11 protein-coding genes are annotated in these 16,512 nt (G+C 53.5%); all 11 read left to right on the top strand.

Going from position 1 to position 16,512, the window contains the following annotated elements; translation table 11 throughout:
* Positions 1-162 precede the first annotated feature (162 nt).
* The 11 genes from BMX00_RS06705 to BMX00_RS06650 all read left to right on the top strand — a co-directional run bounded on the left by BMX00_RS06705 (position 163) and on the right by BMX00_RS06650 (position 16,068).
* On the top strand, positions 163-1,494 hold the full coding sequence (locus BMX00_RS06705; protein WP_245727862.1) for a TIGR03013 family XrtA/PEP-CTERM system glycosyltransferase: 1,332 nt from the start codon (positions 163-165) through the stop codon (positions 1,492-1,494).
* Positions 1,495-1,685: 191 nt separating this feature from the next.
* Positions 1,686-3,770 carry an XrtA/PEP-CTERM system histidine kinase PrsK gene (prsK, locus tag BMX00_RS06700; RefSeq protein ID WP_090828260.1) on the top strand — a complete coding sequence of 695 codons (2,085 nt, stop codon included), beginning with the start codon at positions 1,686-1,688 and terminating at the stop codon, positions 3,768-3,770.
* Positions 3,771-3,806: 36 nt separating this feature from the next.
* Complete coding sequence (gene prsR / locus BMX00_RS06695) at positions 3,807-5,159, top strand: PEP-CTERM-box response regulator transcription factor (protein WP_090828259.1); 1,353 nt, start codon at positions 3,807-3,809, stop codon at positions 5,157-5,159.
* Between the two features lie 26 nt (positions 5,160-5,185).
* On the top strand, positions 5,186-6,775 hold the full coding sequence (locus BMX00_RS06690; protein ID WP_090828258.1) for an acyl-CoA ligase (AMP-forming), exosortase A system-associated: 1,590 nt from the start codon (positions 5,186-5,188) through the stop codon (positions 6,773-6,775).
* Positions 6,768-8,003 (top strand): pyridoxal-dependent decarboxylase, exosortase A system-associated, encoded by a 1,236-nt coding sequence (locus tag BMX00_RS06685; RefSeq protein ID WP_090828257.1) that lies wholly within the window; start codon positions 6,768-6,770, stop codon positions 8,001-8,003. The genes BMX00_RS06690 and BMX00_RS06685 overlap by 8 nt, the downstream gene beginning before the upstream one ends.
* A 128-nt stretch (positions 8,004-8,131) precedes the next feature.
* A complete protein-coding gene (locus BMX00_RS06680) occupies positions 8,132-9,982 on the top strand; it encodes an asparagine synthetase B family protein (RefSeq protein WP_090828256.1) in 1,851 nt (616 codons plus the stop codon).
* A 353-nt stretch (positions 9,983-10,335) separates the two neighbouring features.
* A complete protein-coding gene (locus BMX00_RS06670; protein ID WP_245727860.1) occupies positions 10,336-11,091 on the top strand; it encodes a TIGR04282 family arsenosugar biosynthesis glycosyltransferase in 756 nt (251 codons plus the stop codon).
* Positions 11,078-11,779: a TIGR04283 family arsenosugar biosynthesis glycosyltransferase gene (locus BMX00_RS06665; protein WP_090828254.1), complete on the top strand. Its 702-nt coding sequence runs from the start codon at positions 11,078-11,080 to the stop codon at positions 11,777-11,779. The genes BMX00_RS06670 and BMX00_RS06665 overlap by 14 nt, the downstream gene beginning before the upstream one ends.
* 20 nt (positions 11,780-11,799) lie before the next feature.
* The gene (locus tag BMX00_RS06660; RefSeq protein WP_090828253.1) at positions 11,800-12,852 is read left to right on the top strand and encodes a methyltransferase domain-containing protein; all 1,053 of its coding nucleotides are present in this window, start codon (positions 11,800-11,802) and stop codon (positions 12,850-12,852) included.
* A gap of 41 nt (positions 12,853-12,893) precedes the next feature.
* Positions 12,894-13,871 (top strand): radical SAM protein, encoded by a 978-nt coding sequence (locus BMX00_RS06655; protein ID WP_090828252.1) that lies wholly within the window; start codon positions 12,894-12,896, stop codon positions 13,869-13,871.
* Between the two features lie 67 nt (positions 13,872-13,938).
* On the top strand, positions 13,939-16,068 hold the full coding sequence (locus BMX00_RS06650) for an FAD-dependent oxidoreductase (RefSeq protein WP_090828251.1): 2,130 nt from the start codon (positions 13,939-13,941) through the stop codon (positions 16,066-16,068).
* Positions 16,069-16,512: the final 444 nt, after the last annotated feature.

Here is a 16,512-nt window from a genome sequence, read left to right as displayed (position 1 = left end):
GGGTGGCATAAATACCTCGATCTTTGGCTTTAGGCAAATAAACAGGAGAGGCAGCAGCGCCATATGTATTAACCGGCACTGCTGAAGAGTGAAGAATTGCTTCGTATTTCTAATCATTATATTTCCAGAACTACTGTCTTATTGATCAGCGCAGAATTTTTCATGCTGATGTTCGCGGTTTATTTCGGTGCGGGTGTTCGCTTTTTTGATCAAGTTGAACCGCTTCCTTTCACTTTCACATCCTTATTTCCAGAAGCCGGCACTTTTACTTTTGTCATGATTCTGTCCATGGCGGCGATGGGAATGTACCAGCAGGACTCGCGGCGAGACATCAAAGAGACTTTATTTCGTCTAATGCCCTCTATGGCGTTGGGATTCGGACTTATGACTCTGGCTTTCTACCTTTTGCCAGACCTCTATCTCGGACGTGGAATACTGGGGCTCGTGATGCTAGTGGCCTTGCCAGGAATTCTTCTGACACGAGCAGGCTTCTTCAAATGGTCCAGTCTGGGTCTTCTTGAGTCTCAGGCTATTGTATTAGGAATCGGTGGCAAGGCGAGGGAGTTCGTCGATCAAGCCGGTAGCGATCCTGCCTACAGACGACTTAAAATTATCGGTTTTGTCCCGTTACCGGATGAAGAGCTTCAGGTGCCATCCTCCGCCGTTCTACCGCAGATGACTTCGTTAATGTCCCTGGTTAATCAATACGGCGCAGGCGAGATCGTCATTGCAATTCAGGAGCGGCGAGGCGGCTGCTTCCCTATTCAGGATCTTCTGGAATGCAAGCTGAACGGAATCAAGGTTACTGATTCGGCCGCTTTTTTCGAGCGAGAAAGAGGCCAGATTCGAGTTAATTCTCTTTACCCGAGCTGGCTGGTTTTTGGGGGCGGCTTCGATCAGAGCCCGCTTAGGTCTGCAATTAAAGGGGTTTTCGATATAGCGGCCAGTGGAGTCCTTCTGGCCGCTACCCTGCCCATAATGCTCATTACTGCTCTATGCATACTTCTTGAGGACGGCGCCCCGATCTTTTATCGACAGGAGCGCGTCGGCAAAGGCGGAAAAACATTTATGGTACTGAAATTCCGCAGTATGCGGAAGGATGCGGAAAAAGGTGGAAACCCGCAATGGGCGACAGCGGACGATCCTCGGGTAACCCGAGTAGGAAAAATTATCCGGAAACTACGAATAGATGAACTTCCTCAGATATTCAATGTTTTAAATGGAGACATGAGTTTCGTGGGACCTCGACCGGAAAGGCCCTATTTCGTAGACCGGCTCTGTACCGAAGTCCCCTTTTATAACGTCAGGCACAGCGTTAAGCCAGGTATAACCGGATGGGCCCAGGTTCGCTATAAGTATGGCGCTTCAGTGCAGGATGCAATCGAGAAGCTGCAGTACGATCTATACTATGTCAAAAACCATAGTTTGTTCCTTGATATTATCATCCTGATCGACACAATCGAAGTTGTTGTGTTGGGAAAAGGCGGTAGATGATTGAGAACGATTGGGGAACTCTTGAATAAGTCGACGAGTTTGCCAGCTCAGGCTCAATTATTAACTGAATTGGGAGCGTGGTTATTACCGGGGTCGTCAACCGGGTTCTTCCCGGCTTACTTATCCCCCGGTTTTTGGAGCGGCGGGTTCGGCGGAGCGCCTACTCATAAATTCTCGAAACAGCTCCTGCGATGTTGACGGGCATTGCGACAGTCAGCTATACCATGGCGGCTGTGGCACATTTTTTTTTGGCGACGCTGTTGCTGACCAGTTGGCGCAGTCGTTCGCATGGATTGGTATTGCCTGCTGCCTGCCTTTTTTCTGCGCTATGGGCGGCGGTGCTCGCCTATCGCGTCACCGATGTCCTTCCTCTTTCGCTTTTAACTGATATTCTGGAAATTCTCAGAAACGCAGGCTGGTCGGTTTTTCTCATCACACTGCTGGGGTTATACCGACAAGGAGGCCCGTCTTTTGCCGCGAGGGTCAGTCCGGTCGTGATCCTGATCGCAGCCCTCTACATTGCATGTTTCTTGCTGGCCTTCTACTCCCATGGAAACTTTGGTTTTTTACGCCATGATGCGCTTGATTTTTCTAACAATATTTTAGGAAGTCTGGCTATGGCGCTCACTGGCATGATTCTGGTGGAGCAGCTTTACCGGAACACGCCGGCCAAACACCGTTGGGGAATAAAATTCGCCTGCCTCGGCATAGGCAGTATCTTCGCTTATGATTTTTACTTATATAGTGACGCCTTACTGCTCAGGCATATAAACCCGGAGATATGGGCGGCGCGGGGAATCGTTAACGCGCTTGTTGTTCCGCTTGTCGCAGTGTCGGCTGCGCGCAATCCTCAATGGTCCATCGGCCTCACTGTATCGCGTCGGATTCTCTTCTATTCCGCAGCATTGTTTGGCGCCGCCGCCTATTTACTGGCCATGGCCGGCGCAGGATACTACCTTCGTTTTTTTGGCGGAAGCTGGGGCACGGTCATGCAGGTGACGTTCCTGTTCGGCGCCATCATTCTGTTATTGGCTGTGCTGTTTTCGGGCACGTTGCGCTCTTGGCTCAGGGTTTTCATCAGCAAGCATTTTTTTAGCTACAACTACGACTACCGCGAAGAATGGCTGCGCTTTACACGCACTCTTTCAGAGGGTGGACATGGATTGGAGGAGCGGGTTATCCAGGCTTTGGCCCAACTCGTGGAAAGTCCTGGCGGTGGACTGTGGATAAGCCGTGAATCAGGCAAATGTGAACCTGTATCACATTGGAATATGCCTTCAGTGGACGGGTTTGAGGCCGTTAACAGCTCGTTCTGCCAATTTTTGGAACACAAGGAGTGGGTGATCGATCTGGAGGAATATGCGTCGAACCCTGAAAAATACCCGGGCGTTACTCTGCCTCAATGGTTGCAGGCCCTACCAAAAGCATGGCTGGTGATACCGCTGATTCAGCATCGAACATTATTCGGATTTGTGGTGCTGGCACAACCCAGAAGCAAACTAAAGTTGAACTGGGAAGTCAGTGATCTTCTCAAAGTTGCGGGTAATCAGGCAGCCAGCTATTTGGCACAGCACGAGGCGGCCAATGCGCTAATGGTGGCGCGTCAGTTTGAATCGTTTAACCGTATGTCGACGTTCGTCGTGCATGATTTGAAGAATCTCGTTTCTCAGTTATCGCTACTGCTTTCCAATGCCGAAAAACACCAGAAAAATCCGGAATTTCAGCGCGATATGGTTGAGACGGTATATCTGTCCGTTCAAAAAATGAAACGGTTGCTGGAGAAATTAAGCACGGCAAGTTCGCCGGAAAGGCCGGCTCCTCTTTTACTCGCGCGACTGCTGCAGGAAGCAGTAAAGAGCAAATCCATTGTCGAGCCCAAGCCAACTCTGGAAATACAGGATTCAAACCTCGAAGTGTATGCGAACTCATCACGTCTTGAACGCGTTATGGGGCATCTCATTCAGAACGCAATCGAAGCCACAAGCCGTAACGGTCAAGTCTGGGTTCGGCTGAAAAGGAAGAATGATTTTGCCATCGTTGAAATAAAGGATACTGGGCACGGGATGAGCGATGAGTTTATCAGAGATAAACTTTTCAAGCCGTTCGAGTCCACTAAATCGGCGGGTATGGGTATAGGCGTTTTCGAAAGCAGGGAATATGTATTCGAGCTGGGCGGACAAATGGAAGTAACCAGCAGTAAGTACGATGGCACGGTTTTTCGCATCGTTCTGCCTCTTCATCCGAACCGGCAGACTGGTGCGCAAAGGACCGGTTGATGAATAAATTTGAGCAGGCAATGTAAGAGGAATCAAGTGAGTCAGGATAAAAGGGTTCTGTTAGTCATCGAAGATGATCCCGGATTGCAGAGGCAGCTACGCTGGAGCTTCGACGCTTATGAAGTATTGGTGGCAAGCGACCGTGAAGGCGCGCTTGCCTTGGCCAGGCGACATGAGCCGGCGGTTGTCACTATGGATTTAGGGCTCCCGCCCGACCCGGATGGTGCTTCGGAGGGGTTGGCCACGCTGGAGCAGTTACTTGAGCTCGCGCCCGATACCAAGGTAATTGTTTTGACCGGTAATCAGGATCATGGTCATGCATTGAAGGCTATCGGCGCGGGAGCGTACGATTTTCATCAAAAACCTTGTGACCCAGAAATGCTGGGCTTGGTAGTAGAGAGAGCGTTCTATTTGCACTCATTGCAACAGGAGAACCGCAGATTGGTGCAAGCTCAGGCATACTCGTCCATAAGCGGTATCATTACCCGCGATCCCGCCCTGGTCAAAGTATGCCGCAATATAGAAAAAGTTGCGCCATCCGATGCTAGCGTTATAGTGTTGGGCGAAAGCGGTACGGGTAAGGAAATTCTTGCGAGAACTCTGCACCAATCCAGCGCCAGAAGAGAAAAACGCTTTTTGGCGATCAACTGTGCCGCTATTCCGGAAGCACTTTTGGAAAGTGAGCTGTTTGGATATGAAAAAGGAGCCTATACCGGAGCGGTCAAGCAGACTCCAGGTAAAATTGAACTTGCCCATGAAGGGACTTTTTTCCTTGATGAGGTGGGTGATTTACCAATGGCATTGCAGGCAAAGCTCCTCCGTTTCTTGCAGGAAAGAGTGATTGAAAGAATCGGGGGACGTAAGGAAATACCGGTTGATGTGCGTGTCGTATGTGCAACACATCAGAATCTGAAGAAGCTGATCGAAGAAGGCCGCTTCCGGGAGGACCTCTATTATCGCCTGAGCGAAATCGTGATCACGATACCGCCCTTGCGAGACCGAATCGGTGATGCGGCATTGCTTGCGCATCACTTCAAGAATAAATTTTGCACCCAGGAAAAACGTTCGGTACTCAATTTCAGCAAGGAGGCGATTGCCGCCATTGAAAGCCATACATGGCCAGGTAATGTGCGCGAAATGGAAAATTGCATCAAACGGGCCGTCATCATGGCTGATGGGCCCCTGATAAGCGCGGAAGACCTCGGTTTACAGGGTTCAACCGTTGAGGCAGAACCAATTAATCTGCGCCAGGTACGCGACAAGGCTGAATATGATGCGTTGATGAAAGCGCTGGCAAGAGTCGACGGTAACGTTGTGAAGGCGGCGGAATTGCTGGGCGTCAGCCGTCCCACCATTTACGACTTGATGAACCGTCACCGAATAAAATAGTTAATTTTTGAGGTTTACGTTATTAAATGGCAGATCTTGTCCACGAGCTCATTCTTAAGTCTGCTGATCGTTTCCCAGACGCGGAAGCGTTGGTGTATGGGAGAAGCCGCATAAGTTATTCCGTGCTGGCTCAGGAGGTCCGTTCAATTGAGCAGTCCATGCTCGCTTTAGGGCTTGACCGGGGTGAGCGTGCAGGCGTCTACCTTGAAAAACGCCCGGAAACTGTTATTGCCCTGTTCGGTGCTGCGGCTGCGGGAGGTGTCTTCGTACCAATCAATCCCCTCCTCAAACCTGAACAGGTAGCCTATATTCTTCGGGACTGTAACGTTAGAATTCTGGTGACGTCGGCCGAGCGGTTAAGGCTGCTCGCCCCGGTTTTGCCGCAATGTCATGATTTGCGCACGGTTATAGTGGTAAGCCCAGCAGAGGCGCTGCCGGTGGTGGCGAATTTGAACGTCATATCATGGAAGGACGCGTTGTCTCAAGCGGAAGAGTTTGGAGTGCATCGCCGTATCGACGGCGACATGGCGGCCATCCTTTACACTTCCGGAAGCACTGGCAAACCAAAAGGCGTAGTCCTTTCTCATCGCAATCTCACGGCGGGCGCGGCAAGCGTGGCCCAATATTTAAAAAATAATCCTGAGGATCGGATTCTGTCGGTACTTCCGCTGAGTTTTGACTATGGCCTTAACCAGCTTACTACGGCATTTCGTGTCGGAGCTGCCGGCATCCTGATGAACTATCTTCTGCCCCGGGACATCCTGAATGTGCTTGAGGAGGAGAAGATCACAGGCTTGGCCGCGGTGCCTCCGTTATGGATTCAGCTGGCTCAATTGAAGTGGCCAAGCGCCATTCCACTACGGTATATCACAAATTCCGGGGGGGCGATGCCTCGCGCGACACTCGATCTGTTGCGCAGCAATCTTCCCGACACTGCCGTATTTCTGATGTATGGTCTTACCGAGGCGTTTCGCTCGACCTTTCTGCCTCCTGAGCAGGTAGAAATTCGCCCCGACTCCATAGGCAAGGCAATTCCCAATGCGGAAGTTCTCGTGGTACGGGAGGATGGCTCACCCTGCGCCGCCGGCGAACCGGGAGAACTCGTGCATCGCGGGGTTCTCGTATCCATGGGGTATTGGAATGACCATGAAAAAACGGCGGAGCGTTTCAAGCCCGTTCTTTCGCACGAACTAGGCCTCACAATCCCGGAATTGGCCGTTTGGTCAGGTGATACCGTACGTATGGATGAGGAGGGCTTCTTGTATTTCATCGGCCGCCGCGATGAAATGATCAAGACGTCCGGTTATCGAGTGAGCCCGATGGAGGTCGAGGAAGTGATTTACGCCACGGAACTTGTGGCAGAGGCTGCTGCAATCGGAGTTCCCCATCCCGTGCTGGGTCAAGCCATCATCGTGATCGCGGTACCGCGGGCGGGTACGAGTCTGGATCAGGAGGTATTGCTCGCCGCCTGCAAGCTTCACCTCCCTGCTTTCATGCTGCCCAGCCGCATTGAATTCAGGCAAGGAAACCTGCCACGCAACCCCAATGGCAAGATTGATCGGAAGCTTCTCGGCCAAGAACTGCAAAATGCCTTCAGAGAACCGGCGCATGAGTAATATTCGTCCCAAGCATGTCCCTGTGACTCAATTTCCGGTGCGCGACGACTGCCTGCAGGTCGGAGGGTTCGCGCTCCCGCGGTTGGCGCAGCGAATAGGCAGAACACCCTTTTACGCTTATGACAGACAGCTTATCACTGACCGTGTCGCTTTTCTGCGCCGGCATCTTCCCGAAGAGATTCACCTCCACTATGCAATGAAGGCGAACCCTATGCCCGCCATAGTGCAGCATATGGCCGGCTTGGTGGATGGAGTAGATGTGGCGTCCGGCGGAGAGATGAAAATTGCGCTCGACACGCCCATATCGCCGGAACACATCAGTTTCGCCGGGCCGGGGAAGAGTGATGATGAGCTTTCCTGCGCCATTGCCGCAGGTATTGTGGTGAACATGGAGTCCGAACAGGAGATGGAGCGTATAGCCTGTCTGGCCGATCGCCTCGGCATTCGCCCGAAAGTCGCGGTTCGCGTCAACCCGGATTTTGAGCTGAAATCCTCCGGTATGAAGATGGGCGGCGGCGCAAAACAGTTTGGTGTTGATGCGGAGCAGGTTCCCTCCATGCTCGGGCGGATAGGTAGACTTGGACTCGACTTCGAAGGGTTCCATATCTTCAGCGGTTCGCAAAACCTGAAGGTGGCGGCTATTCAGGAATCCCACGAGAAAACCATTCAACTTGGCATTGCGCTCGCGCAACATGCGCCTGGCGCAGTTCGTTTGCTAAATATTGGCGGTGGTTTCGGCGTACCCTATTTCCCCGGCGATGAGCCATTGGACCTGGGGGCCGTCGGGGAAAACTTGCGATGCTTGCTGCCGGAAGCAAAGCGGCAGCTACCGCAAGCACGCGTGGTCATTGAACTCGGACGTTATCTCGTTGCAGAGGCTGGCATTTATGTTTGCCGCGTACTGGAGCGAAAGAAATCGAGGGAAAAGATATTTCTTGTAACGGATGGGGGGCTGCATCACCACCTCGCTGCGTCCGGGAATTTTGGCCAGGTCATTCGCAAGAATTACCCCGTAGTCGTCGGCACCAAAGTTCGCGGCAACGCAAGAGAAATTGTTTCGGTCGTTGGGCCGCTGTGCACCCCCCTGGATCTTCTTGCGGATCAGATGGAAATGAGCCAGGCAGAAGCAGGAGATTTGATTGTCGTTTTTCAGTCCGGCGCGTATGGTCTTACTGCGAGCCCAACGGCGTTTCTCAGCCACCCGCCTCCTGTTGAAGTATTGGTCTAGTTGAGCATAATACTGCTTGCTGCCTTGGTATTGCCCGAGGTTCGGGGACGGGTCCATCTGGATCACAAGCACGACTGTTTCGAAGCTATCAATGGAACGCTGATGTTAAAAAAAACCGAGGCACTATTTTGAGTGGGTTTTGCGGCTGGATAGGCCACAGTATCTCTGCTTCCGAAAACCTGCGGCTTGTCCGGCAGATGGCCGGGCCGCTTTCCCGTTTCGATGGCAGCCACATGGAACCATTGGCCGGGATGGAAAGCGCGCTCGCAATCGCGGCGGGAGACGGTAGCAGGCATCTCTATCAAAAGGACGGCCTTATTGTTGCCATATGCGGGCGGCCCAATTTTCTCGAGTCGCAGCTAGCCCAGCTCGCACTGAGCCAGGGCGTCGCGAAAACACTCGCTGACGATTGGCGGACCCGAGGCGAAAAAGCCTTTTCGAGTCTGGCTGGAGCATTTTCATTTTGTATCTTGAACGAAGACACTGATGAGGCTGTCCTGGCAACCGACCGCATGGGAACGTACCCGGTTGCCTTCCAGCTATCCGGGCGAGCACTGGTTTTCGGCTCAGCGGCGGACGCTATCCTTATGCACCCATTGATAAGACCTGAAATCGCGCCGCAAAGCCTCTACAACTATATCTATTTTCATATGGTGCCCGGTCCCGGGACCATTTATAGGGAACAGGCCCGTCTTCTCCCTGGTGAATATCTGATTTATCGGAAGGGACGGGTTGAGACCCGCAGGTATTGGGAAATGCGCTTCCTCGAAGGTGAGAGACGACCCTTTCAGGAACTCAAGGAGGGTTTTCTAGGGGTATTGCGCTCCAGCGTGCGCGAGGCTGCCGGGGATCAGAAGGTTGGAACCTTTCTCAGCGGAGGCACAGATAGCTCGACGATCGCGGGAATACTTGGCGAAGTGACGGGCCAGCCGGCACGGACGTATTCCATCGGTTTTGATGCCTCGGGTTATGACGAAATGGCATACGCGCGTATCGCAGCGAAACATTTTGGTACGCGGCATCAGGAGTATTATGTCACTCCCGATGATATTGTGGCAGCCATCCCTCAGGTGGCGGCGATCTTCGATCAACCTTTCGGTAATTCTTCCGCCATACCGGCTTTCTATTGTGCGCGCATGGCGAAAGCCGATGGCCTGAACAGGATGCTGGGCGGCGATGGAGGAGATGAATTATTCGGGGGCAATACACGCTATGCCAAACAGCATCTTTTCTCTTTGTATGAACAAATTCCTGCGTTGCTGCGCAAGGCAGTTATCGAGCCTGTGGTTTTAGGCATTCCCGGTGGGGCTGCGTTGCCATTGATGCGCAAGGCCCGCAGTTATGTGGAACAGGCATCGATAGAGATGCCCGCGCGAACGGAAACTTATAATCTGCTGGAGCATTATGGCGCCAGGGCGGTTTTTACCCAGGAATTCCTTGAAACGGTCGATCCGGGCTATCCGGCCGAATTGTTAAGCGATATTTATCATCAGAGCAGCGCCAAGAGCTTGATCAATCGCATGCTGGCTTTTGATCGAAAATTCACCCTTGCCGACAATGACCTCCCGAAAGTGAGCAAGGCGTGCGAATTGGCTGGGATGGATGTGGCGTATCCGCTGATAAGCGATGAAATCGTAGATTTTTCCTTGCAACTCGAACCCCAACTCAAACTTAAAGGCACAAAGTTGCGTTATTTCTTCAAGGAAGCGCTGCGAGGGTTCTTGCCGGATGAAATCATCGGCAAACAGAAACATGGCTTCGGTCTTCCCTTCGGCGTATGGCTTCAACACCATAAACCGTTGCAGGCTCTGGCGTTTGACAGCTTAAATGATCTCAAGTCGCGGCACATCATCAATACTCGATTTATCGATAAGCTGCTCGAACAGCATCTGGGCGAGCATGCGGGTTATCACGGCACCATGGTGTGGGTGCTGATGATGCTTGAACAATGGTACAGGCAGAGGCAGGGTCTCATTTAAGAGCTCTGACAAATTCCCGGTATTCTCTTCGGCGGGCTGTGCCATTTTTATCCAATAAAACAAATTCCATCACAAGCTTCCTGTACTGTTTGCCTGTTTGCCATGCTCTTCTAAAGCGCAAGGCATTGGCGATGCCACAGATCGCGTCATGCAATAAAGCCCGATCTTCCATCTCATCCTGTGAGAACTTGTTTCAAAATCGGCGACTGCGGATTCTCTTCAAAATTTTCGTGCTCAATAGAAAAATGCTGTCTATTATGTAACAACCTTATCTTCATCAGGTAGGCGGTGTCGTCTGGGGATAAATCGATAACAATTCTCAGACGAGTTCGGGTGATCGATAAAGGAAACTCATGAGAGAACCTCATGAACGGCTCATGCAGTCTGTGGCGGCGGAATCAATAACAACCGACATGATTGAAGCGGCGCTGGTGCTGGTTTGCAAGCGACCGGGATTAGGGATCGGCAAGCAACGGCTGGCCGCAAGTTTGGGCCGGATGGCGGCAAGCCGTGTTGCCGAAGCACTGCTTGCCTGTGCTTTGGAAGACACGCATGTCTGGTCCGGTCCGGTGGTCATCGCTCCTGCGCATGCGGGGGATTATGCCTGGGCCGAGGCTCTGTTGCCGGGAGTACATCCCAAAACGCGCGTAGAGCCCCAGTCAGCGGGGAATCTGGGACAGCGGCTGAACATATTGGATCGCAAATTGCGCGCCGCGGGACTGGAAGAGCTGGTCTATATCGGCAGCGATGCACCCGCACTCGAAGCAGCCGATTACGCAGCAGCGAGTGAGGCCATGGAATATCACGATACCGTATTGATGCCGTCATTGGATGGCGGTGTGGTGTTGATGGCGAGCCGCAAGCATTGGCCGCCGCTGGGTGGTTTGCCGTGGAGCACGCCCCATTTGGGTATCGCGCTGGCGGACTGCTGCCATGATGCCGGCCAATCGGTGTCGACTCTGACACATGGGTTTGACGTGGATGAGGCAGACGATCTCGTACGGCTGATCACTTCACTGAGCCACGACCGGCGACCGGCGCGACGGGCGCTGCATGAATTGGCGAGCCACATTGTGCAGCTCGGGGAAACGGATCATGTCCAGTTTTAGCATAATCATTCCCTGCTATCGAGACGAGGGAAAATTGGCGAACCTGCTCGATCAATTGCGAAAGCTGCCCCATAGCACCTCCCGGGCGCCGCTGGAGATTATCGTGGCAGACGGTGCTGGCGACCAGAAATGCAGCCAAGTTTGCCATCGATACGGTGCACTCTGGGTGCCCGGCGAACCTTGCCGCGGGCGCCAATTACGGGCTGGCGCGGCGCTGGCACGAGGTGATGCGTTATGGTTCCTGCATGCGGACGTCCGGCTGCCGCCAAATCCTTTAATGGCAATGGAGCGCGCTTTCGAACGCGATATGGTAGGCGGCTACTTTCGTTTCCGTTTTGATGCACCGCGCGCATGGCCCGCATTATTACTGGAGCCTGCTATCGCCCTCCGTTGCCGGATCGGTGTCCCTTATGGCGACCAAGGGCTGTTCATGACCCGGCGGGCTTACATCGAGGCAGGCGGCCATTCGCCCTGGCCATTGTTTGAAGAAGTAGCGCTGGTACGCGGCCTGCGCCGCCTGGGGCGTTTTCAATCTTTACGCGAACCGCTTTTTATCGATCCCCGCCGCTGGCATCGTGACGGATGGTGGCGTCGTACGTGGGTGAATCGCAATCTCGCGTTGGCTTTTGCGCGTGGAGTCGAACCTGACAGGCTGGCAGCACGCTACCGCTCCAAAAGGACAACTTAAACCAATCATGAGGTAACTCCATGCATGACACTGTTCAGAAGTACTATGGCGAAATCCTGGGTAGCTCGCTCGATCTCCAGACCAGCGCCTGCAAGACTGACGCCGGTTTGCCCGCATATGTCAAACCCATATTGGCTCAGGTACACAATGAGGTTTTGGCTCGATACTACGGCTGTGGCCTGGTTCTGCCGGAAGCCCTGGAAGGCCTGACTGTGCTTGATCTTGGCTGTGGAGCCGGACGCGATATTTTTGTTTTATCAAAACTGGTGGGGGAGCAAGGCCGGGTAATTGGGGTCGACATGACGGAAGAGCAGCTGGCTGTCGCACGCCGGCACGAGGATTATCACCGTAAAGCCTTTGGTTACGCTGCAAGCAACGTGCGCTTCATGCACGGCTATATTGAGCGCCTCTCGGAACTCGAATTAGCCGATGCAAGCGTGGATGTTATTGTGTCCAATTGCGTACTCAACCTCGCTCCCGACAAGGCGTCGGTACTGAATGAAGCGTGGCGCGTCCTCAGGCCGGGCGGTGAACTGTATTTTTCCGATGTGTATACTGACCGCCGCGTACCTGAACCATTGACTCGCGATCCGGTGCTGTACGGCGAATGTCTGAGTGGTGCATTATATTGGAACGATTTCCTCCAGCTTTCCCGCGAGCACGGTTTTGCCGACCCACGCTTGGTTGACGACCGAAGAATTAACGTGGACGCGGAACTTGCCACGCGGACGGGAAACATCCGTTTTTATTCGGCCACCTACCGGCTGTTCAAGCTGGGTAATCTGGAGCCGGCTTGTGAAGACTATGGTCAAGCCGTGGTTTACCGCGGCACGGTACCGAATCATCCCCACGTGTTTGTGCTCGACAAGCATCATCGCATGGAAGCCGGCAAACATTTCCCTGTGTGCGGAAACACCTGGCGCATGCTGCACGATACCCGACTTGCCGCGCATTTCGATTTTTATGGCAACTTCGAGCGGCACTATGGTATTTTCCCCGGCTGCGGTATGGGGCTGCCTTATGATGACTCTACCCATGATATTGCCGACAAACGTGCAGGCGGGTGCTGCTAGCATGAGCAAGGGATGCGAAGGGGTATCATAGGCTCATTCCCATGACCAGCGCACCCCTCCGCCGTTTCAGCCCTTTTCCTGATCGGCACGAGGATTGGTATCGGCTGCCGGGCGGGGAGCCGCGCGGCATTATTCAACCGCATGTGTTGGATGAACTATGGTTCCATACTGGCACCGCTTGTAACCTGGCTTGCCCTTTTTGCCTGGAAGGCTCGAAACCGGGAGACGATCGGTTGCAACTGCTGCGTTTTCAAGATGCCATTCCTTTCGTCGATGAAGCACTCGCTCTTGGGGTCAAGCAATTTTCCTTTACCGGTGGCGAGCCTTTCATCAATAAGGACATCATACGTATTCTCGATTATGCGTTGCAGCATAGACCCTGCCTGGTATTGACCAATGCGACTGAGCCGCTGATCAGGCGTATCGAGCAATTGAAGCCGTTGCAAAACCGGGCATGCGCGCTGAGTTTTCGCGTTAGCCTTGATTATCCTGAGGCCGCACGGCATGACGCTGGGCGTGGCGAGGGCATGTTCGCCAGTGCGCTGGCAGGCTTGCGAAAATTGCATGAGATGGGCTTTCATGTTTCGGTCGCGAGCCAGCTCTCGCCGGGCACGGCGGCCGATGTGGCCGCTGTTGCGGCGGTCTTTGCCGAAATCTTCCAAAGAGCAGGGTTACCTGCGGATCTTGCTCGGGTGGAATTTCCCGAATTTCATCCTCCAGGCATACATGTATCCACCCCACAAATCACTGAAACTTGCATGACGAGCTATCAAACCGAAGAGAGCCGCCGCGCGTTCATGTGCGCATTCAGCAAAATGGTGGCAAAAAGCGGGGACTGCATGAAGGTTTACGCCTGTACTCTCGTGGATGACGATCCGGATTATGTCGTCGGTGAAACATTGACGGAAGCCCTGCAAACACCCGTGAGCATGAAACACCACCGCTGCTATAGCTGCTTTAAATACGGCGCATCGTGCAGCGAAATGAAGCGGACGCCTGAGGTAGTCCGACGACGGTAAAGAGTAATAAGTGCATGGGTTGCCTACGCAACGGCGTAAGCGGAGGATTTGTTCCGGAATTCCTGAGATGAAACACTGGTGGCTGCTTGGGGTGTTGGTATTATTGGCCGGGTTGTTCTATGTCTTGGATCTCGGGCGTTTCATCAGCTTCGAAACGCTCAAGAACAGTCGCGATGTGTTGAAGCAGGCCTACCAAGCGCGACCATTGCAGACAATCGGCTTATATACCGCGCTGTATATCCTCATTACTGCGCTTTCTTTGCCGGGCGCAGCAGTAATGACATTGGCTGGGGGCGCCATTTTTGGCCTGTGGGTGGGCGCGCCTGTCGCGGTCATTTCCGCCAGCATCGGCGCTACGCTTGCTTTCTGGATGGCCCGCTATGTGTTTCGCGATATGGTTCAGCACCGCTTCGGCAATCGCATGGCGGCGATCGATGCCGGCATTAAACGCGATGGCGCGTTTTATCTTTTCACCTTGCGCCTGATACCTGTGTTTCCGTTTTTCATTATCAATGTACTGATGGGGCTCACCGCAATGCGGACCGCAACCTTTTTTTGGGTCAGTCTTGTGGGCATGCTGGCTGGGACAACCATTTACGCCAATGCGGGGACCCGATTGGGCGAAATTTCCAGTCCATCCGATATCTTATCGCCGGTCACAATCGGTTCATTTGCGTTACTAGCGGCGTTTCCGTGGCTCTCGCGATGGGGGCTGGGCTACTTCAAAGTGAGCAGTACGCGTGCTCGCTGGCCTAAACCCAAGCGATTCGATCGCAATCTGATAGTGATAGGGGCCGGCGCGGCAGGACTGGTGACATCCTATATCGCAGCCGCTACCCGCGCCAAGGTGACACTGATCGAAGCACACAAGATGGGCGGCGATTGCCTCAATTTTGGTTGTGTACCTTCCAAAGCGCTGATACGTTCGGCGGCCTTTTTGCGGCAGACCCGGCATGCCGATGAACTGGGCATTACGCGTGCCATCGTCGAATACGATTTTGGAGATGTGATGGCTCGGGTACATCGCATCATCAATACGATTGAGCCGCATGATTCGGTGGAACGCTATACTAAACTCGGGGTGGAGGTTATTCACGGCAAAGCGCGTATTACCACACCCTGGACAGTCGAGGTCAATGGCCGAACTATGACGGCTTGCTCGATTGTCATAGCGACCGGCTCTCGCCCCATCATTCCCTCAATCCCCGGACTGGACGAGGTGCGCTACTATACATCCGACACCATCTGGTCGCTTACCGCGCGCCCCGAGAGGCTGCTTGTCCTGGGCGGCGGGCCCATTGGTTGCGAGCTGGCGCAGGCGTTTGCACGCCTGGACTGCCAGGTTACCCAAGTGGAGCGAGCGGGCTTGATGGAGCGCGAGGATGCGGACGCGGTTGCACTGGTTGAAGCCGCGCTGCGCGACGATGGCGTACGCGTGTTGACGCAGACCAGCGCCATTCGATGTGAGCGCAACGGTGATGACCAATACCTGGTCGTATGCCACAGGGACGGAACCGAGGAAGCCCTTCCATTCGATGCAATGCTGTGCGCGGTCGGCAGAGTTGCGCGTACCGAAGGGTTTGGCCTGGAAGAACTGGGGATCCCGGTTTCGCCCATGCGTACCATTGAAACGGATGAGTATCTGCAAACCCTCTACCCCAACATTTATGCGTGTGGTGACGTAGCCGGACCATACCAGTTTACCCACGTCGCGGCCCATCAGGGGTGGTACGCATCGGTAAATGCATTGTTCGGTGTTTTCAAGCGCTTCAAGGTGGACTATTCGGTAATTCCGTGGACTACCTTCACTGACCCGGAAGTTGCCCGTGCTGGATTATCGGAGAAGGAAGCGAAAAAACGGAGCATCGCTTACGAAGTGTCACGCTACGGCTTTCAGGACCTCGACCGTGCGATTACCGATGAAGCGGCACGTGGGTTTGTCAAGGTGCTCAGCGTACCAGGAAAAGATCGTATTCTGGGCGTCACCATTGTCGGCATGCATGCCAGCGACCTGCTGGCGGAATTCGTGCTGGCGATGAAGCAGGGCCTTGGCCTCAGCAAGATACTCGGCACCATTCATACTTATCCGACTTGGCCGGAGGCCAACAAATATGCCGCTGGGGAATGGAGGCGCGCGCATATGCCTCGTCGTCTGCTGGACTGGGCGCAAAAATATCATGACTGGCGAAGAGGGTAGGAAATCTCTGAACAAGTCCCGCGCTGGAGCGCGCTGCTGGCGAAATTGGGATGATCACAAGGCCAAGGCGCCCGATCTGGTGAATCTGGCCAATGCAGGCAGATTTTGAGACGCTGCTGCAGCGCATGGCCACTAAATATCAGGCCGCCCTACAAATTCCATAATCAGGTTTGACCTTTCATTTGACAGCATCACTTTTCCCGATAGTCATAGCGCAGAGGGAAAATAAAGAGGGAGAATAAACGGCGTCATGAAGCAGGGTTTGTTCCCTCGCAAAGCGGATGGCGGAGCGTACGCGAAAACCATAAAATAAGTATGGTTTTTTAGCGCAATCAGATACATATATTCTAGACAATCGGCATGGACAGGAAAATTGTAAAGCTGTATAGTTGCCGGGCCTTCGCTCTTTAGGGCATCTCTAAGAATTCAAACATTGCTGCAATA

The sequence above is a fragment of the Nitrosovibrio tenuis genome (assembly GCF_900109785.1).
Taxonomy (GTDB): domain Bacteria; phylum Pseudomonadota; class Gammaproteobacteria; order Burkholderiales; family Nitrosomonadaceae; genus Nitrosospira; species Nitrosospira tenuis_A.
This window is presented reverse-complemented; position numbering and strand designations above follow the sequence as displayed.

Coding starts and splice junctions, on each gene's coding strand:
- BMX00_RS06705 (WP_245727862.1), top strand. CDS start 163: ATGCTGATGTTCGCGGTTTATTTCGGTGCGGGTGTTCGCTTTTTTGAT.
- prsK (WP_090828260.1), top strand. CDS start 1,686: ATGTTGACGGGCATTGCGACAGTCAGCTATACCATGGCGGCTGTGGCA.
- BMX00_RS06690 (WP_090828258.1), top strand. CDS start 5,186: ATGGCAGATCTTGTCCACGAGCTCATTCTTAAGTCTGCTGATCGTTTC.
- BMX00_RS06685 (WP_090828257.1), top strand. CDS start 6,768: ATGAGTAATATTCGTCCCAAGCATGTCCCTGTGACTCAATTTCCGGTG.
- BMX00_RS06670 (WP_245727860.1), top strand. CDS start 10,336: ATGAGAGAACCTCATGAACGGCTCATGCAGTCTGTGGCGGCGGAATCA.
- BMX00_RS06665 (WP_090828254.1), top strand. CDS start 11,078: ATGTCCAGTTTTAGCATAATCATTCCCTGCTATCGAGACGAGGGAAAA.
- BMX00_RS06660 (WP_090828253.1), top strand. CDS start 11,800: ATGCATGACACTGTTCAGAAGTACTATGGCGAAATCCTGGGTAGCTCG.
- BMX00_RS06655 (WP_090828252.1), top strand. CDS start 12,894: ATGACCAGCGCACCCCTCCGCCGTTTCAGCCCTTTTCCTGATCGGCAC.
- BMX00_RS06650 (WP_090828251.1), top strand. CDS start 13,939: ATGAAACACTGGTGGCTGCTTGGGGTGTTGGTATTATTGGCCGGGTTG.